The sequence below is a fragment of the Roseateles sp. GW821-FHT09B06 genome (genome assembly GCF_059418245.1).
The window spans coordinates 1-18,785 of the sequence record NZ_JBWKPM010000004.1 but is presented as its reverse complement, the minus strand read 5'-3'; the positions used below and the strand labels follow the sequence as shown (position 1 = coordinate 18,785).

The window sequence follows — 18,785 nt, the reverse complement described above, 5'->3', positions numbered from 1 at the left end:
TTGGAGCCGCATGAACTGGCCCGCAGGCTGGCCGCAGCCTGGGACGCCGCGCCGATCACCCTGCCCGCCGCGCTGCAGCCGGCCGACGCCGCCACGGCCTACGCCGCGCAACACCTGACCCTGCAGCGGCGCGACTGGCGACTGGGCGCCTGGAAGGTGGGCGCCAAGACGCCCGACGGCCCCGCCCAGGGCGCGCCGCTGCCGCCCGCGCTGGCCAGCCCCGGCACCCTGCCCTACGCGCGGCCGGACCGCTTCATCGGCCTGGAACTGGAGATTGCCTTCCGCATCGGCCGGCGCTTCGAGGCGCGCGCCACGGCCTACACGAGGGACGAGGTGCTGGCCGGCGTGGACGGCGTCTGCGCCGCCATCGAGCTGGTGGCCAGCCGACAGGCGCTGGGCGACGCGCCGCTCGCCGCGCTGGCCCAGCTGGCCGATCTGCAGAACCATGGCGCCCTGGTCGCCGGCGCCTGCGTGCCCTACGACCCCGCCCTTCCCTTCGAGGCCCCGAGGCTGAGCTGGCGCTTCGACGACGCCGACATCGCTCCGCCGCAACCTGGCAACCCGGCCGGCGACCCGCGCCGCCTGCTGGCCTGGGTCGTCAACCACAGCCTCGCGCAAGGCGTGGCGGTCGAGCCCGGCGTATTGATCACCACCGGCACCTACACCGGCGCCTATCTGCCCGCCCATGCCGGCACGGCCATCGGCCGCATCGCCGGACTGCCCCCTGTTCAACTGATCCTGATGTAGCAGTACCGACCTCGCCATCCCAACACAGAGGAGACAAGCAGCATGATCAAGAGAAGGACCGTGATCCAGGCCGCCGGCGCCGCAGCGGCCACCGGCCTGCTGGGGCCGCGCGCGGCCCTGGCCCAGCAGGCCGCGCCCGACTGGCCCAGCGGCCCGGTGCGCATCATCGTCGGCTTCCCGCCGGGCGGCGGCACCGATGCGCTGGCCCGCGTCGTGGGGCAGAAGCTGTCGGTGATGTGGAACCAGCAGGTGCTGATCGAGAACAAGGCCGGCGTGGCCGGCGTGCTAGCGGCCGAATATGTGGCGCAGCAGCCGGCCGACGGCAGCGTGCTGCTGATGGCCCATATCAACAGCCATGCGCTGGCGCCCAGCCTGCAGCCCAAGCTGCGCTACAGCATCGAGCGCGACTTCTCGCCCATCGTGCTGGTGGGCGTCACGCCCAATCTGCTGATCGCGCATCCGGGCCAGCAGGCCAAGACCGTGAAGGAGATCGTCGCGCTGTGCAAGGCCGAGCCCGGCAAGGTCAGCTTCGGATCGGCCGGCAACGGTTCGGCCCAGCATCTGGCGCTGGAGCTGTTCAAGCAGCAGGCCAAGGTGGATGCGCTGCACATCCCCTACAAGGGCAGCGGCCCGCTCTTGACCGACATCATGGGCGGCCAGATCCAGTACAGCTTCGAGACCATGACGGCCGCCACGCCCCATGTGAAGAGCGGCAAGGTGCTGGCGGTGGCGCAGACGCGCACCAAGCGCGCCAAGGGGCATCCCGGCGTGCCCACCATGCAGGAACAGGGTTTCGAGGGCTTCGAGGCCACCACCTGGTATGGCCTGGCCGGCCCCGGCAAGCTGCCGGCCGCCATCGTCCAGAAGATCAACCGCGACGTCAACACCGTGCTGGCCATGCCCGACGTGCAGGAGAAGCTGGACACCTACGGCGCCGAGGACGGCGGCGGCTCGGTCGAGAAGTTCAAGCGCTTCATCGACAGCGAGATCGGCAAATGGGCCAAGGTGGTGAAGGACGGCAAGGTGACCATCGACACCTGATCCGCCAGGACATTGCTCAGCGGAGTCCGCGGATCCGGCTTTGCCGGGCCGCCGGGCTCGCCCCCTGGAGGGGGAGGCGCGCAGCGCCTCGGGGGTGGTCCGTCAGGGAAGTCGAAGCAGTTCGAAGGGCCCGCGGCCGCTGGCCGCGGTGATCAGCCCGAGCACGCGGGCCGGCTCCGTGCCGAGCATGTCCCAGCCGAAGCGCCAGCCCCAGTTGCCGCCGAGCACGCCGGGCACGTTCATGCGGTGCTCGCTGCCCAGGCCCAGCACGTCCTGCAGCGGGAACACCGCGATATCGGCCACCGAGTTGCAGCAGGCGCGGATCATGGCCCAGTGCACGTCATGGTCGCCGCAAGCCAGGTAGGAGCCGGCGAAGGCGCGCTCGCGCGGGCTCGCATGATTCCACCAGCCGCGCACCGTGTCGTTGTCATGCGTGCCGGTGTAGGCCACGCAGGACCTGGGCCACCTATGCGGCAGGAACTCGTGCATGCCGTCGCCGCCGAAGCCGAACTGCAGGATCTTCATGCCGGGAAAGCCGAGAGAAGCGCGCAGCTCGTGCACATCCTCGGTGATGAAGCCCAGGTCCTCGGCGACGATCGGCAGCCGGCCCAGCGCCTTTTCAATCGCGTCGAACAGCGCCTTGCCCGGGCCTGGCAGCCAGCGGCCGACCTTGGCATCCATGCGTTCGCCGGGAATCTCGTAATAGCCGGCGAAGCCGCGGAAATGGTCGATGCGGAACACATCGGCCTGGCTCAGCGCGCGCTTGACGCGCGCGGTCCACCAGGCATAGCCCTCGGCCGCCATGCGCTCCCAGCGGTACAGCGGATTGCCCCAGCGCTGGCCTTCGGCCGACAAGGCATCGGGCGGCACGCCGGCCACCACCGTGGTCTGGAAGTTCTCGTCCAGATGGTAGAGGTCGGGACGCGACCAGCAGTCGGCGCTGTCATGCGCGACGAAGATCGGCAGGTCGCCCATCAGCCGCACGCCCTGGCCGTTGGCATAGGCTTTCAGCGCCGCGGCCTGCAGGTCGAACTGCCATTGCACGAACTGCCAGAAGGCGTATTCGTCCGCATGATCCCGCCTCGCCTGGGCCAGCGCCGCCGGCTCGCGGCGCGCCAGCGGCGCGGCCCATTGCCACCAGGGCCGGCCATTCAGCGGCGTGCGGATCGCCATGAACAGGGCGTAGTCATCGAGCCAGCTCTTCTCGGCCTCGCACCAGGCGGCGAAGGCCTGGCGGTCGGCGGTCGAGGCCTTGACGAAGAAACCGGCCGCGGCGGCACGCAGCTGCTGCTCGCGCCAGGGCAGGACCTGGCCGTAGTCCACATGCAGTGCATCGAAGGCCGGCAGGTCACCGGGCTTGGGCGCGGCCAGCCAGCCCTTCTCGATCAGCGGCTCCAGCGCCAATAACCACTGATTGCCGGCAAAGGCCGACACGCCCTGGTAGGGGCTGTCGCCGGGGCCGATCGGCGTGGTGGGCAGCATCTGCCACAGGCCCTGGCCGGCGCTGGCCAGCCAGTCGACGAAGCGGTAGGCCGCCGGGCCGAAATCGCCGGCGCCATGCGGGCCTGGCAGGGAGGTCGGGTGCAGCAGCACGCCGGCGATGCGTTGGTTCAGATCCATTGCTTTTCTCTCAAAGAGCACGCAGCAGCAGCAGGCTGCGCGCGGGTACGTTCAGTGGCAGGGTCATGACATGCGGGCTCAGTTCGCCGCTGCTGTCCAGCAGCAGTTCCCAAGGCCCCTGGGGCAGCGCGAAGGGCAGGCTCTGCGGCTCGGGGTTGAACACCAGGGCCAGGCCTTGCGCGCGGCCGTCGGAGTTTTCTTCGCGCAGCTGGCAGGCAAACGCGGTGCTGCCGCCGTCGTGCCAATCGTGCACCTGCATCTCGGCGCCACCGGGCGTGAACCAGGCGATGCTGGCGTCGCCTTCTTGCCCGCCCGGCGGCGGCACGAACCAGCGAGCATGGCGCAGCAACGCATGTTCCCGGCGCAGGCGCAGCAACTCGCCGACGAAGGCGGCCAGGCCGCGGTCCGCGCCCTGCCAGTCCAGCCAGCCGGTGGCGTTGTCCTGGCAATAGGCATTGTTGTTGCCGCCCTGGCTGTTGGCGATCTCGTCGCCGGCGTTGAGCATCGGCGTGCCCTGGGCCAGCAGCAGGCTGGCCAGCATCGCGCGGCGCACGCGTTCGCGGGTGGCGCGGATGGCGGCCTCCTCGGTCGGGCCCTCGGCGCCGAAGTTGGCGCAGAGCTCGCCGTCGCGGCCGTCGCGGTTGTCCTCGCCATTGGCGTGGTTGTGCTTGTGGCTGTAGCTGACCACGTCGTTCAGCGTGTGGCCGTCATGCACCGCGACGAAGTTCACCGAGGCGGTGGGCCGGCGCTGGCCATGGTGGAAGAACAGATCGCTGGAGCCGGTGAAGCGGCGCGCGAATTCGCCGCGTCCGATGGCCCTGCCCTCCGGCCCATGGCCCAGCCAGTAGCCGCGCACCGCGTCGCGGAACCTGTCGTTCCATTCCAGAAAGCGGCCCGGGAAGCGGCCGAGCTGATAGCCGTCGAAGCCGGCCGCGTCCCAGGGCTCGGCGATCAGGTGCACGCCGCTCAGCAAGGGATCCTGGCGCAGCGCAGTGAAGAAGGCGGCCTGCGGGTCGTAGGCGCCCGAGGCCACGCGGCCCAGCACCGGGGCCAGGTCGAAGCGGAAGCCGTCGATGCCCATCTCCCGCACCCAGAAGCGCAGCGAGTCCAGCACGAACTGGGTGACGCGCGGATGCGCGACGTTCAGCGTGTTGCCGCAGCCGGTCAGGTTCTCGCTGCGGCCGTCGGCCGTCAGGCGGTAATAGCTCTTGTTGTCCAGGCCGCGCAAGGACAGGGTCGGGCCGAACTCGTTGCCCTCGGGCGTGTGGTTGTAGACCACGTCCAGCACCACCTCCAGCCCGGCCCGGTGCAGGGCCTCGACCATGGCGCGGAACTCGGCCGCCACCGCGGCGGGATCCTCGCGATGGGCCGCCTGGGCCAGGCGCGGATCGGGGCAGAAGAAGCCCAGGGAGTTGTAGCCCCAGTAGTTGTGCAGGCCCTTGTCGGCCAGATGCGGCTCATCGATGCTGTAGTGCACCGGCAGCAGGCTCAGGGTGGTGACGCCCAGGGCCTTGAAATGGGCGATCGCGGCCGGATGGGCCAGGCCGGCGTAAGTGCCCTGCAGCGCCGGCGGAATCTCGGGATGCAGCCTGGAGAAGCCCTTCACATGCACCTCGTAGAGCACCACGTCGGCCGGCGCAATCCTGGGCGCGGACGCGCGCGGCGATTCGGCAAACGGCGCCGGCACGCGGGCCTTCAGCGCATGCACCGCGTTGTCGCGCGCATCGAAGCTGCGCGCCCCCTCGGAATGGCCCAGCTCGTAGCCATGGTGCTCCGCGCGCCAGCCGAACCGGCCGACGATCTCCTGCGCATAGGGGTCCAGCAGCAGCTTGTGGGCATTGAAGCGGTGCCCCTGCTCCGGCTCGTAGGGGCCGTGCGCGCGCAGGCCGTAGACAAGACCCGGCCCCAGGCCCGGCAGGAAGCCGTGGAACAGGCCGTCATGCGGGCCGTGCAGGGTGTAGCGGCGCAGCTCGAGCGCGCCGCCGGCATCGAAGATGCACAGCTCGATCTGGCGGGCATGCTCGGAGAAGACCGCGAAGTTCACGCCGCCGTCGCGCGCCTGCGCACCCAAGGGTTCGTGGCGGCCTTCTTGCAAGGAGATGGGCAGTTTCATTTCAGGCGGAAACGAGGAAGAGCGTGGCCAGGGGCGGCAGGGTCAGGCCGATCGTGCCATCGGCCTGGACCGGCAGGGGCACGTCCAGATTGCCGACATTGCTGCCGCCGTAATGGGCGGAATCGGTGTTGAGGCCCTCGCGCCAGGCTTTGAAGCCCGCAGGCACCGGCAGGCGGTAGCCATGACGCGGCACAGGGGTGAAGTTGCAGACCACGAGCATCACCCCGCCCTGCCCGTCGAAGCGCGCCCAGGCCAGCACCGAGAGTTCGCGCTCCTCGGCCTGCAGCCACCGGAAGCCGCCGGCCTCGCAGTCCAGCCGGTGCAGGGCAGGCTCGCCACGGTACAGTGTATTGAGATCGCGCAGCAGGCGCTGCAGGCCGGCGTGACGCGGCTGCTCCAGCAGACCCCAGGGCAGCTCGGCATCAAAGTTCCACTCCGTTGGCAGGCCGAACTCCTGGCCCATGAACAGCAGCTTCTTGCCCGGGTGGCCCCACATGAAACCATAGTAGGCGCGCAGATTGGCGAACTTCTGCCACTCGTCGCCGGGCATCTTGCCGAGCATTGAGCCCTTGCCATGCACCACCTCGTCGTGCGAGATCGGCAGCACGAAGTTCTCGTCGAAGCCGTAGACCAGGCCGAACGTCAGCTTGTCGTGGTGCCAGCGGCGGTGGATCGGGTCCTCGCGCATATAGGCCAGCGTGTCGTTCATCCAGCCCATGTTCCATTTGTAATGGAAGCCCAGGCCGCCGGCATGGCTGGGCGCCGAGACGCCGGGAAAGGTCGTCGATTCCTCGGCCAGGCTGACGGCGCCGGGGGCCTCGCTCCCCAAGGTCTCGTTGATGCGCTTGAACAGCGAGACCGCCTCCAGGTTCTCGCGCCCGCCCTGCACATTGGGAATCCACTCGCCGCTGGGCCGCGAGTAGTCGCGGTAGAGCATCGAGGCGACCGCGTCGACGCGCAGCCCGTCCACGCCCCAGCGCTCGGCCCAGTAAAGCGCGCTGCCGGCCAGGAACTGGCGCACGCCGGGCTTGCCGAAGTCATAGATCAGGGTGTTCCAGTCGCGATGGAAACCCTCGCGCGGGTCGGCGTATTCGTACAGCGGCGTGCCGTCGAACCGGGCCAGGCCATGGGCATCGGTGGGGAAATGCGCCGGCACCCAGTCCAAGAGCAGGCCCAGGCCATGCGCATGGCAGGCCGCGACGAAGCGCGCAAAGCCCTCGGGCGGGCCGAAGCGGGCGCTCGGCGCGTAGAGGCCCAGGGTCTGGTAGCCCCAGGAGCCGTCGAAGGGATGCTCGGTGATCGGCAGCAGCTCGATGTGCGTGAAGCCGAGATCCGCTGCATAGGCCGGCAGGCTGTCGGCCAGCTCGTCCCAGCTGGGACACTGGCCATCGCCTGGCCGGCGCCAGGAGGCCGGATGCACCTCGTAGATCGAGATCGGTGCGTCGCGACGGTTGGCCGCCGCCCGAGCCGGGGTCAGGGCTTGCCGGGCCGGCGGCGGGCCGGCCACGATGACGGAGGCGTTGTCCGGCCGCAGCTGCGCGGCGCGCGCATAGGGGTCGGCCTTCAGCGGCAGCAGCCGGCCGTCCGGCCCCTCCAGCTCGTACTTGTAGAACTGGCCCGGCTGCGCCTCGGGCACCAGGCCGGCCCAGATACCGCTGTCCTCGCCCTCGCGCTGCAGGGGATGCCGGCGGCCGTCCCAGCCATTGAAGTCGCCGACGACGCTGACCCGCCGCGCGGCCGGCGCCCAGACCGCGAAGCGCACGCCGCCCTTTTTTTGCTGTTCGTGCGCCCCCAGGTGCAGCCAGGGACGCGGATGCTCGCCCCGGGCCAGCAAGGTCAGGTCCTCGACGGCGAGCAGCGGTGACGACATCGCTTGTCAGTTGTTCAGGCTTTGCGCCGACCAGACGCGGTCCACATATTCGGCGATCGTGCGGTCCGACGAGAACCAGCCCATGCCGGCGATGTTCAGGAGCGCCTGGCGGGCCCAGGCCTCGGGCTGCCTGAACAGCGCGTCGACACGGCCTTGCGTCGCCACATAGTCGCCAAAGTCGGCCATCAGCAGATAGCCGTCGCGACCCAGCAGATTGTCGACCAGGGCGCGGTAGCGGCCGGTGTCGCCGTTGGAGAACTCTCCTTCGGCGATGGCCCGGATCACGCGCTTGAGCATGAGGTTCTCTTCCACATACAGGCGCGGGTCGTAGCCCAGTGCCTTGATCTGGGCCACGCCTTCGGTGCGCAGGCCGAAGACGAACATGTTCTCGGTGCCCATCGCTTCGGCCATCTCGATATTGGCGCCGTCCCAGGTGCCGATGGTCAAGGCGCCGTTCAGCGCGAACTTCATATTGCCGGTGCCCGAGGCCTCGGTGCCGGCGGTGGAGATCTGCTCGCTGAGGTCGGCGGCCGGGATGATGGTCTCGGCCATGCCGACGCCATAGTTGGGCAGGAACACGAGCTTGAGCTTGTCGCCGACGCGCGGATCGCTGTTGACCACGCGGCCCACGTCATGCGCCAGCTGGATGATGCTCTTGGCCATCTGGTAGGCGGACGCGGCCTTGCCGGCGATCACGACGGTGCGCGGCACCCAGTCGGCAGCTGGATCCGCGACGATGGCCTGGTAGCGCGCGATCACATGCAGGATATTGAGCAGCTGGCGCTTGTACTCGTGGATGCGCTTGATCTGCACGTCGAACAGGCTGTCCGGGCCGACGGTCAGCCCCAGTTCGCGGCGGATCAGGGCGGCCAGCTTGTCCTTGTTGGCGCGCTTGACGGCCAGCAGCTCGCGGCCCAGGCCCACATCGGCGGCCTGCGGCTTCAGCCGGGACAGCTCGGCCAGGTCCCGTCGCCAGGTCTTGCCGATGCGGCCGTCGATCAGGCCGGCCAGGGCCGGGTTGGCCTGCTGCAGCCAGCGGCGCGGCGTCACGCCGTTGGTGACGTTGTGGAAGCGCTCGGGGAAGATCCTGGCGTAGTCGGCGAAGATGGTCTGCACCATCAGCTCCGAATGCAGGGCCGCGACGCCGTTGACCTTGTGCGAGGCCACGATGGACAGCGCGGCCATGCGCAGCTTGCGCTCGCCCCCATGCGGCCCGCCCTCGTCCACCAGGGAGACGCGCTGGATCAGCGCCTCGTCGCCGGGGAAGCGGCCGCGCAGCTCGGCCAGGAAGCGGTGGTTGATCTCGTAGATGATTTCGAGGTGGCGCGGCAGCAGGGCCTCGAACATGCGCACCGGCCAGGTTTCCAGGGCCTCGGGCATCAGGGTGTGGTTGGTGTAGGAGACCGCCTGGCGGGTCAGGCCCCAGGCCTCGTCCCAGGCCAGGCCATGCTCGTCCAGCAGCAGGCGCATCAGCTCGGCCGGGGCCAGCGCCGGGTGCGTGTCGTTCAGGTGGATGGCATTGGTCCTGCCCAGATTGTGCAGCTGGCCGCCTGCGTCCCGGTTTTCGCGCAGATGGCGGGCGATCAGGTCCTGCAGCGAGGCGCTGACCAGAAAGGCCTCCTGCTTCAGGCGCAGCTCGCGGCCGGCCTCGCTGCTGTCGTCGGGATAGAGCACCCAGTTCAGCGCATCGGCCGCCACGCGATGCCTGGCCGCGCCGGCATAGTCGCCCTCGCAGAAGGCCTTGAAGTCGATCGGCGCCTCGGCCGTGGCATGCCATTGACGCAGGGTGGAAACGCGCTCGCTGTGATGCGCCGGCACGATGAAGTCATAGCACTCGGCCACCAGGCGTTCGGCCGGCAACCAGCGGCGCGCGCCGCAGGCCGAAGCCTCGACCCGGCCGCCGAAGCCCACCGGGTAGCGCAGCTCGGGGCGATGGACCTCCCAGGGGTTGCCGGCGCGCAGCCAGTCGTCCGGCGCCTCGACCTGGCGGCCGCCCTGGATGCCCTGGGCGAACATGCCGTATTGGTAGCGCAGGCCGTAGCCGAAGGACGGCAGGCCTGCTTCGGCGAAGGAGTCGAGGAAGCAGGCCGCCAGCCGACCCAGGCCGCCATTGCCCAGCGCCGCATCGGGCTCGCGCTCCAGCACATCGGGCAAGGTCTGACCCCGGGCGGCGAAGGCGGCGCACACCTCCTCGTCCAGTTTCAGAGCGGCCAGCGCATTCGACAGCGCGCGCCCCATCAGGAATTCCATCGACAGATAATGCACGCGGCGCACCGGGGCCTGCGCGCCGCGCGCGGCATCGGCCGCCTGGGTGGCGGCCCAGCGTCGGGCCAGCAGTTCGCGGCAGGCGCTCGCCGCGGCGCGCAGCAGCGCCTCGCGGCTGGCGCCTTCGCTGGACTGAGCCAGTTCGCGCTGCAGCGCGGACCGGAAGGCGGCGGACAGGTCTTCGGTATTCATTGGCGTGTCGACATCGGGGGCGCCGGCCGGGCGGCTGCGCTGTGCTGCGCTTGCGTTCATAGGGTGTTCAGCAATGCGGCCCCAGGAGGCCATGGCAAGAATGGCACCGCACGGCCAGAAACAAGGCCTGCGGCGGCTCGGAACAAAGTATCGCCGACCGATTCTTGTTTGTGTAGTTTCACTACATATGGAAATCCCGAATCCATCAGCAAGCCTTTGATTCTAATGAAATCAATGAGCTCTGATTCGAGCAATCTCCGTTGTATGACTACATTTTCGACTGTATATTCTCTACAAATCCTGCGAGCACCGTGATGGCGCTCGCGCACAACCCAACGAGACAAGCCGCGCTGCCCAAGCCCGGCGCGGAGGTGAGCCCAGTGGCGGACGTGAAGCTGCAAGCCGTGGCCAAGGCCTATGGCGAGACCAAGATCCTGCATGGCATCGATCTGGAGATTCGCGACGGCGAGTTCATGGTCTTCGTCGGCCCCTCGGGCTGCGGCAAGAGCACCCTCTTGCGCACCATCGCCGGCCTGGAGGACATCACCGGCGGCGAGATGCGCATCGGCGGGCTGCTCGTCAATGAGGTACCGCCGGCCGAGCGCGGCATCGCGATGGTGTTCCAGTCCTATGCGCTCTACCCGCATATGAATCTGTACGACAACATGGCCTTCGGCCTGAAGCTCGCCAAGGTGCCCAAGGACGAGATCGATCGCGCGGTGCGCTATGCCGCCAAGATCCTGCACATCGAGCATCTGCTGGAGCGCAAGCCCAAGGACCTCAGCGGCGGCCAGCGCCAGCGCGTCGCGATCGGCCGCGCCATCGTGCGCAAGCCCGAGGTCTTCCTGTTCGACGAACCGCTGTCCAACCTCGATGCCGCGCTGCGCGTGCGCATGCGCTACGAGTTCGCCAAGCTGCACGAGGACCTGAAGACCACGATGGTCTATGTGACCCACGACCAGGTGGAGGCCATGACCCTGGCCGACCGCATCGTCGTGCTGTCGGCCGGCCGGATCGAGCAGGTCGGCACGCCGCTGGAGCTCTACGAGCATCCGGACAACCTCTTCGTGGCCGGCTTCATCGGCAGCCCCAAGATGAACTTCCTGGCGGCCGAGCTGCTGGGCGGCAACGCCGACGAGGCCCTGCTGCGCCTCGCGGGCGGCCAGCAGATCCGCGCGCGGGTGGACGCCTCGCGCGCCCGGGCGGGCGACCGGCTCACGCTGGGCATCCGCCCCGAGCATCTGCGTATTGGGGGAAGTCAGGGCGGCAGCGAAAACCTGATCGACACGACCGTCGCCTTCGTCGAATCGCTGGGCGGCACCACCTTTGCCTACTGCCCCTACCCCGGGCTGGAGGAGCCGCTGACCTGCCAGTTCGAGGGCCGCAACGGCTGCGACCGGCTGCGCAGCGGCGACGCGCTGGCCCTGCAGCTGCCGCCCGAGGCCGTCTATCTGTTCGACGCCGAGGGTCGCGCCTTCCGCCGCCAGGCCGCGCCGGAGCTGTCGGCATGAGGTGGGTTCTGTCATTGCTGGCGGCCGCGCTGCTCGTCGGCGGCGCGGCGCAGGCCGAACCGGCCGCACCCAAGCTGCTGGTCTGGATCAATGGCGACAAGGCCTACAACGGCCTGCAGAAGGTCGGCCATGCCTTCGAGCGGGCCTCGGGCGTCCAGGTGGTGGTCGAGCACCCGGTCGACCCGACCGACAAGTTCCAGCAGGCCGCCGGCGCCGGCAAGGGCCCGGACATCTTCTGCTGGCCGCACGACCGGGTCGGCGAATGGGCCAAGGCCGGGCTGCTGACGCCGATCCGCCCCGGCCAGCGGCTGCGCGATGAGGTGGAGGATGCCGCCTGGCAGGCCTTCCGCTACCGCGGCCGGCTGTGGGGCTACCCGCTGTCGATCGAGACCACCGGCCTGATCTACAACAAGGCCCTGGTGCCCAAGCCGCCCGCCACCTTCGACGAGCTGATGGCGCTGGACAAGGAACTGCGCCGGCGCGGCAAGCAGGCCATCCTCTGGGACTACAACAAAAGCTTCTTCAGCTGGCCCATCCTGGCCGGCGCCGGCGGCGTGATCTACGGCCGCAACGCCCAGGGCGACTACGACCCGGCCCAGGTGGACGTCAACAACGCCGGCGCGCTGGCCGGCGGCCGCATGCTGGAGCGCCTGATCAAGGAGGGCCACATGCCGCGCGGCGCGCGCTACTCCGAGATGGAGACCGGCTTCGCGCGCGGCGAGGTGGCGATGATGATCTCCGGCGCCTGGGCCTGGGAGAACGCCCGCCGCGCCAAGATCGATTTCGGCGTCGCGGCTATCCCGGCCGCGGTGGCCGGCAAGCCCTCCAAGCCCTTTGTCGGCGTGCTGGGCTGCATGATCGCCGCACCGTCCAAGCTGAAGGACGTGGCGCGCGAGTTCATCGAGAACCACCTGATGCGCCCGGCAGCGCTGAAGGTGCTGGACGCCGACGTGCCGCTCGGCGTGCCGGCCAACAAGGCCTTCTATGCCGAGCTGGCGGCCAACCCGCTGATCAAGGCCAGCATGGAGAACGCCCGCGCCGGCCAGCCCATCCCCAACATCCCCGAGGTCGGCCGCTTCTGGACCGCGATGGACGCGGCGCTGGAGGCCATCACCAACGGTCTGCAATCGCCGAAAGATGCCCTCGACGGCGCCGCCGCCCGCATGCTGCTGAAATGAGCCCACCCCCTACGCGCTCCGCACGCCCCCTCGAGGGGGCGGCACCGGCAGCCCGGCAAAGCCGGATCTGCGGTACCCGCTGGATCAAGACATGAACGCCACGACCGCTTCCTCCTCGACCCTGGCCGCGACGCTCGCCGATTCGCCGCTGGGCCGTGGCGCCTACACGGTGCAGCCGCCCGGCGCGCTGCAGCGCCTCGCCCGCGCGCTCTACTGGCCGCTGGTGGCGCTGCTGATGCTGGCCGCGCTCTACCTGGTGTTCAACATCTACATCGCCGGCCAGGCCGGCTGGGCGCTGGGCGCGCTGACCCTGTTCGCCGCCGGCTTCTACATCTACCTGAGCCGCGCCGGCCTTTCCTATGCCTACCGCTACCTGTTCCCCGGGGTGGCGGGCATGCTGCTCTTCATCGCCTTCCCGCTGCTCTACACGACGCAGATCGGCTTCACCAACTACTCCTCGGCCCATCTGCTGAGCCAGGAGCGGGTGCGCGAATACCTGCTGGACCAGCATGACGCGGTGGAGGAGCAGGTGCGGGCTTTCACCCTGCATGCCGAAAAAGGCCGCGGCGAGTACCGCCTCGCACTGCTCGATGCGCAAGGCCAAGCGCAATGGGTCTCGCCGCCGCTGGCGCTGCGCCGCGAGCCGAAGGCGCCGATCGCGCTGGCGCCGGCCGATGGCGTCGCGCTGGGCGAGGCGCTGCCGCTGCGCGAGCTGGTACGGCACCGCGAGGCACTGCAGCGGCTGGAGCTGCGCCCGCCCGGCGCGGCGGCGCAGGAAGACGCCCTGCACTACCTGGGCCTGCGCGAATTCGGCCCGATCCGCCCGCACTACGAGGCCCGGCCGGATGGTGGCCTGAAGCGCGTATCCGATGGCCAGGTCTTCCGCCCCAACGCCGAGACCGGCTATTACGAGAGCGCCTCCGGCGAGACCCTGCAGCCCGGCTACAAGGTCAATGTGGGCTGGAAGAACTATGCCCGCATGGTGCTGGACGCCGAGTTCCGCGGGCCTTTCCTCTCGATCTTCGCCTGGACCGTGCTGTTCTCGGCGCTGACCGTGCTCTTCGCCACCGCGATCGGCATGCTGCTGGCCGTGCTGCTGAACTGGGAAGACCTGAGGTACCGCGCCACCTACCGCACCCTGCTCTTCCTGCCCTATGCGGTGCCGGGCTTCATCTCGATCCTGGTGTTCAAGGGCCTGTTCAACCAGAACTTCGGCGAGATCAACGCCATCCTCGACGCGCTGCTGGGCGTCAAGCCGGCCTGGTTCGCCGATCCGCTGCTGGCCAAGACGATGCTCGTGATCGTCAACGTCTGGCTGGGCTATCCCTACATCATGATCCTGTGCGCCGGCCTCCTGAAGGCCATCCCCGCCGATCTCTACGAGGCCTCGGCCATCGCCGGCGCCGGCCCGCTGACCAACTTCTGCAAGATCACCGCGCCGCTGATCATCAAGCCGCTGGCGCCGCTGCTGGTCTCGGCCTTCGCCTTCAATTTCAACAACTTCGTGCTGATCGCGCTGCTGACCGACGGCCGGCCGGACTACCTCTCGACCAAGATCCCGGCGGGCCAGACCGACATCCTGGTCAGCTACACCTACCGCATCGCCTTCCGCGACTCGGGCTCGGACTTCGGCCTGGCGGCCGCGATCTCGACCCTGATCTTCATCCTGGTCGCGGCGATGTCGCTGATCAACCTGCGCCTGATGCGCAAGGCCAACTCGTAAGGACTGATACATGGCCATCGTCCGAGGCAAGCAGGCCCGCTGGCGCGTCTTCGCCGCGCATGCGCTCTTGTGGGTGTTCCTGGCGATCACCCTGTTCCCGCTGCTGGCGGTGGTGTCGATCTCGCTGCGGCCCGGCAATTTCGCCACCGGCAGCCTGATCCCGAGCGAGATCAGCCTGGAGCATTGGCAGCTCGCGCTGGGCATCCCCTACCAGGCTGCGGACGGCAGCCAGGTGGCACCGCCCTTCCCGGTGCTGGCCTGGCTGTGGAACTCGGTCAAGGTGGCGACGATCTCGGCCTGCGCGATCGTCGCGATCTCCACCACCGCGGCCTATGGCTTCGCGCGCCTGCGCTTTCGCTTCCAGCAGCCCATCCTGAACAGCATGCTGCTGCTGCAGATGTTCCCGCCGGTGCTCGCGCTGGTCGCGATCTACGCGATCTTCGAGACCCTGGGCAACTTCGTGCCGGCGCTGGGCATCGAGACCCATGCCGGCCTGGTGGTGGCCTACCTGGGCGGCGTCGCGACGCATATCTGGACCATCAAGGGCTACTTCGAGACCATCCCGGTCGAGATCGAGGAGAACGCCAAGGTCGACGGCGCCAGCCACTGGCAGGCCTTCCGCCTGGTGCTGCTGCCGATGGCGGTGCCGATCCTGATGGTGGTGTTCGTGCTGGCCTTCATCGGCACCATCATCGAGTACCCGGTCGCCTCGGTGCTGCTGCGCGAGGAGGCCAACCTCACGCTGGCCGTCGGCTCCAAGTATTTCCTGCACGACCAGCGCTTCCTGTGGGGCGACTTCGCCGCCGCGGCCGTGCTGTCGGGGCTGCCGATCACCGCGGTATTCCTGATCGCGCAGCGCTGGATCGTCTCGGGCCTCACCGCCGGTGGCGTCAAAGGTTGACCACCCCCTACACGCTTCGCGTGCCCCCTCAAGGGGGCGAGCCCGCAGGCCCGGCAGAGCCGGATCCTCGGGCTCCGCGCGATCGGGCGGCGCACTGCTTTCGTCCGCGACTTCATGCCTCATCGAAAACCTTCAATGTGTAGTGCCTTGCTGCTGGCGGCGCTGCCGGTGCCGCTGGGCGCTCTGGCACGCGACTGCCAACCCGCGCCCTTGCAGGGCCGCGAGCTGTTCCTGCGCGGCACGATGAACAACTGGGCGGCGCTGGACGCGCACCAGTTCCGCTGGCGCTGCGACCGCCATGAGCTGGTGGCGCGGTTGGAGGGCGAGCACAGCTTCAAGATCGCCGACGAGGACTGGTCGGCCGATGCGGACTGGGGTGGCGTCAACAACACCGACGCGCTGGCGCTCAAGGGCGCCGCGCTGCAGCGCCGCTTCGAGCCCGGGCTCTACTGCCTAACGTTCAAGAGCCCCCGCCTGGACATCGCCGCCTGCCCCGGACGTAGACCCAGCGCCGAGCAGCCCGAGCCGCCGCTACCGGATCCGCTGGCGCGCAGCCTGCGCTTCGACTCCCGCCTGGCCGAGTTCAAGAAGCCTTATGGCGCGATCACCGAGAACACCAGCGTCGACTTCCACCTCCATGCCGCGCCCGGCGTCGAGAGCGCGACCCTGGTGATCGAGCAGCGCCGGCTGGAAGGCAACCAGGAGCTGCTGGAGTACCTGCCGGTGGCCCGCGTGCCGATGCGGCGCGACGTGAAGGGCAAAAAAGGCTTCCATGCCAGCTATCGCTTCGGCGCCAAGGCCATCTACGGCTACTACTTCGAGGCCAAGGTCGGCGCCAAAACCTACGTCTACCAGAACAACCGGGACAGCATCTTCTGGACCCGCGAGAAGGGCTCGATGGGCCTGGGCCTGGCCACCGAGAAACCCGAGTCGGCCAAGCAACGCATCCGCCGCTACCGCCAGACCGTCCATGCCGCCGGTTTCCGGGTGCCGGCCTGGGCGCGCGACATCGTCTATTACCATGTCTTCCCCGAGCGCTTCCGCAACGGCGACAAGCGCAACGACCCGCAGCCCGGCCGCGAGCGCTACCAGGATCAGGGCATCGAGCTGCATGCCAGGTGGACGGAGCGCCCCTACAAGCCGAACAGCGGCGACGGCTCCGACGCCGTCTACAACAACGACTTCTTCGGTGGCGACCTGGAGGGCATCATCCAGAAGCTCGACGAGATCCGCGCCCTGGGCGCCAACACCCTGTACCTGACGCCGATCTTCCGCGCCGCCAGCAACCACAAGTACGACACCGCCGACTACCTGCAGGTCGACCCGGTCTTCGGCAGCAATGCCGACTTCGAGCGCCTGACGTTTGAGGCCGCCAAGCGCGGCATGCGCGTGATCCCCGATACCTCGTTGAACCATGTCGGCAGCGACTCGCCCTACTTCAACCGTTTTAACAACTTCCCCGTCGGCGGCGCCTTCGACGGCGGCAAGCTCAACCCCGCCTCGCCCTACGCGAGCTGGTTCAAGCTGGATCCCGGCAAGCCCGACCCCAGCGACCAGTACCAGGGCTGGGTCGGCATCAAGGACCTGCCGGAGATCGACAAGGCCAGCCCGGCCTTCCGCGCCTTCGCCTATGGCAACGCCGACTCGGTGACCAGGTTCTGGCTGGACCGCGGCGCGGCCGGCTGGCGCATGGACGTCGCGCCCTGGGTGCCGGACGATTTCTGGCGCGAGTGGCGTGCCGCGCTCAAGGCCCACAAGCCCGACGCGCTGACCGTGGCCGAGACCTGGTTCGACGCCAGCAAGTATTTCCTCGGCGACGGCTTCGACTCGGCGATGAACTACATCTTCCGCAACACGGTGCTGGACTACGCCGCCGGCGGCCGCGCCGACCGGCTCTACCAGAACCTGGAGCTGCTGCGCGAGGCCTACCCGCGCCCCGCGCTGGACGCGATGATGAACCTGCTGTCCAGCCACGACCAGCCGCGTGCCCTGCATCACCTGGGGTACAGGGAGCCCCCGGGTCCCCGCGACGCGGGGACCATTCCCCGAGGGGATCAAGCCGCCTTGGGGCGGCCCGGCGTCGGCTTGAGCGACGATGGCGATCAAGCCAAGCTCGCCGAGACCAAGCGCCGCCTGCTGCTGGCGATGTTCTTCCAGATGAGCTACCCCGGCGCGCCGACGATCTACTACGGCGACGAGGTCGGCGTCAGCGGCGGCGAGGACCCGTACAACCGCGCGCCCTACCCCTGGGCCGACGAGGGCGGCCAGCCCGACCTGGCGCTGCGCGCCGCGGTCCAGCGGCTGACGACGCTGCGCCACGAGCTGCCGGCGTTGCGCCGTGGCTCGCTGGAGGCGCCGCTGCTGCTGGACGCGCATGCGATCGTGCTGCTGCGCCGCGACGACGACAAGGTCGCGCTGGTCGCGATGAACAACGCCGAGCAGCCGCGCCGCGTGCGCATCCCGCTGCCCCGCGATCTGCAAGGCGCCCGCTTCACCGATGCGCTGGACGGCAGCCCCCATCAGGCCCGCCAGGGTTACCTCGAACTCGACATCCCGGCCCTCTCCGGCCGCGTACTACTGCCATGGAAATGAGACCCCTGGGCCGCACGGGCCTGCAGACTTCGCTGCTGGGCTTCGGCGCGATGCACATCAACGACGAGCGCACGAGCGAAGACGACGCCGGGCGGCTGCTGAACGAGGTGCTGGACCTGGGCATCACGCTGATCGACACCGCGCGCAGCTACGGCCTGTCGGAAGAACGGATCGGCCGCCACCTGGCGCACCGGCGCAGCGAGTTCCTGCTCTCCACCAAGGTCGGCTACGGCGTCGAAGGCGTGCCGGACTGGACCTACGACTGCATCGTCGGCGGCGTCGAGCGCGCGCTGCGGGTGATGAAGACGGAGGTGCTGGACATCGTGCATTTCCATTCCTGCCCGCTGGAACTGCTGCAGCGCGGCGAGATCATCGAGGCGCTGACCCGCATGCAGCGCGAGGGCAAGGTCCGCCTGGCCGCCTACTCCGGCGAGAACGAGGCGCTGGACTTCGCGATAGCCTGCGGCGCCTTCCAGGTGCTGCAGGCCTCGGTCAGCATTTGCGACCAGGGCATCCTGGACGCGCGCCTGCCGCGCGCCGCCGAGCAAGGCCTGGCCCTGCTGGCCAAACGCCCGCTGGCCAGCAATGTCTGGCGATACAGCGAGCGGCCCGGCGACTTCGCCGAGGGTCATTACTGGGATCGCTGGAAGGCCATGGGCATAGCCCCGCATGGCCTGGACTGGAACGAGCTGGCGCTGCGCTTTGCCGCTTTTCAACCAGGCGTCAGTTCGGTGCTGGTGGGCACGACCAAGCTGGCGAATCTGCGGCGCAATCTTGAAGCGCTGGCGCGCGGGCCGCTGCCGCTGGAGCAGCAGGAAGGGCTACGTAACGCGTTCCGCAAGGCAAATCAGGGATGGGACGGGATCATTTGATCCTGCCCCGGCGAGTCTGGGGCATCCAACGCCTGAATTTAACGGCCGCCGAAGGCGGTCCGCTCCAATGATGGGATGGACTCCGCGGTTTGGCAAGGTAAGTGCAACACCGTCTCCAAAGAAGGTAGGGAGCTGGCCATAGTGCAGAGACCCTCAACCG

The 18,785-nt window shown here is 68.9% G+C and carries 12 protein-coding genes; 8 read left to right on the top strand and 4 right to left on the bottom strand.

Translation table 11 applies throughout. The annotated features are described in order from the left end of the window. Window positions 1-747 carry a fumarylacetoacetate hydrolase family protein gene (locus AC07OQ_RS04760; protein WP_495051950.1) on the top strand — a complete coding sequence of 249 codons (747 nt, stop codon included), beginning with the start codon at window positions 1-3 and terminating at the stop codon, window positions 745-747. 42 nt (window positions 748-789) lie between these two features. Then, window positions 790-1,788 (top strand): tripartite tricarboxylate transporter substrate binding protein, encoded by a 999-nt coding sequence (locus AC07OQ_RS04755; RefSeq protein WP_495051949.1) that lies wholly within the window; start codon window positions 790-792, stop codon window positions 1,786-1,788. 102 nt (window positions 1,789-1,890) lie between these two features. Here the strand turns inward: AC07OQ_RS04755 and malQ are convergent, their stop codons facing one another. From malQ to AC07OQ_RS04735, 4 genes are read right to left on the bottom strand one after another with little or no spacing between them, the layout of a single operon-like run. Beyond that, window positions 1,891-3,408: a 4-alpha-glucanotransferase gene (gene malQ / locus AC07OQ_RS04750; RefSeq protein WP_495051948.1), complete on the bottom strand. Its 1,518-nt coding sequence runs from the start codon at window positions 3,406-3,408 to the stop codon at window positions 1,891-1,893. Window positions 3,409-3,418: 10 nt separating this feature from the next. Then, a complete protein-coding gene (gene glgX / locus AC07OQ_RS04745; RefSeq protein ID WP_495051947.1) occupies window positions 3,419-5,521 on the bottom strand; it encodes a glycogen debranching protein GlgX in 2,103 nt (700 codons plus the stop codon). A gap of 1 nt (window position 5,522) precedes the next feature. Further along, window positions 5,523-7,391 carry a 1,4-alpha-glucan branching protein GlgB gene (gene glgB, locus AC07OQ_RS04740; protein ID WP_495051946.1) on the bottom strand — a complete coding sequence of 623 codons (1,869 nt, stop codon included), beginning with the start codon at window positions 7,389-7,391 and terminating at the stop codon, window positions 5,523-5,525. A 6-nt stretch (window positions 7,392-7,397) separates the two neighbouring features. Further along, the gene (locus AC07OQ_RS04735; RefSeq protein WP_495051945.1) at window positions 7,398-9,908 is read right to left on the bottom strand and encodes a glycogen/starch/alpha-glucan phosphorylase; all 2,511 of its coding nucleotides are present in this window, start codon (window positions 9,906-9,908) and stop codon (window positions 7,398-7,400) included. 320 nt (window positions 9,909-10,228) lie between these two features. Here AC07OQ_RS04735 and AC07OQ_RS04730 point away from each other — a divergent pair, with 320 nt between their 5' ends. The 6 genes from AC07OQ_RS04730 (at window position 10,229) to AC07OQ_RS04705 (ending at window position 18,625) form a co-directional block, all read left to right on the top strand. Then, window positions 10,229-11,359: an ABC transporter ATP-binding protein gene (locus AC07OQ_RS04730; RefSeq protein ID WP_495051944.1), complete on the top strand. Its 1,131-nt coding sequence runs from the start codon at window positions 10,229-10,231 to the stop codon at window positions 11,357-11,359. Then, window positions 11,356-12,537, top strand: a complete 1,182-nt coding sequence (gene malE, locus AC07OQ_RS04725) for a maltose/maltodextrin ABC transporter substrate-binding protein MalE (RefSeq protein WP_495051943.1) — start codon at window positions 11,356-11,358, stop codon at window positions 12,535-12,537. Before AC07OQ_RS04730 ends, malE begins: the two co-directional genes overlap by 4 nt. A 91-nt stretch (window positions 12,538-12,628) precedes the next feature. Next, complete coding sequence (gene malF / locus AC07OQ_RS04720) at window positions 12,629-14,260, top strand: maltose ABC transporter permease MalF (protein WP_495051942.1); 1,632 nt, start codon at window positions 12,629-12,631, stop codon at window positions 14,258-14,260. A 10-nt stretch (window positions 14,261-14,270) separates the two neighbouring features. Then, window positions 14,271-15,161: a maltose ABC transporter permease MalG gene (gene malG, locus AC07OQ_RS04715; RefSeq protein ID WP_495051941.1), complete on the top strand. Its 891-nt coding sequence runs from the start codon at window positions 14,271-14,273 to the stop codon at window positions 15,159-15,161. Window positions 15,162-15,296: 135 nt separating this feature from the next. Then, on the top strand, window positions 15,297-17,753 hold the full coding sequence (locus tag AC07OQ_RS04710; protein WP_495051940.1) for an alpha-amylase family glycosyl hydrolase: 2,457 nt from the start codon (window positions 15,297-15,299) through the stop codon (window positions 17,751-17,753). Beyond that, window positions 17,744-18,625 carry an aldo/keto reductase gene (locus tag AC07OQ_RS04705; protein ID WP_495051939.1) on the top strand — a complete coding sequence of 294 codons (882 nt, stop codon included), beginning with the start codon at window positions 17,744-17,746 and terminating at the stop codon, window positions 18,623-18,625. The genes AC07OQ_RS04710 and AC07OQ_RS04705 overlap by 10 nt, the downstream gene beginning before the upstream one ends. Window positions 18,626-18,785: the final 160 nt, after the last annotated feature.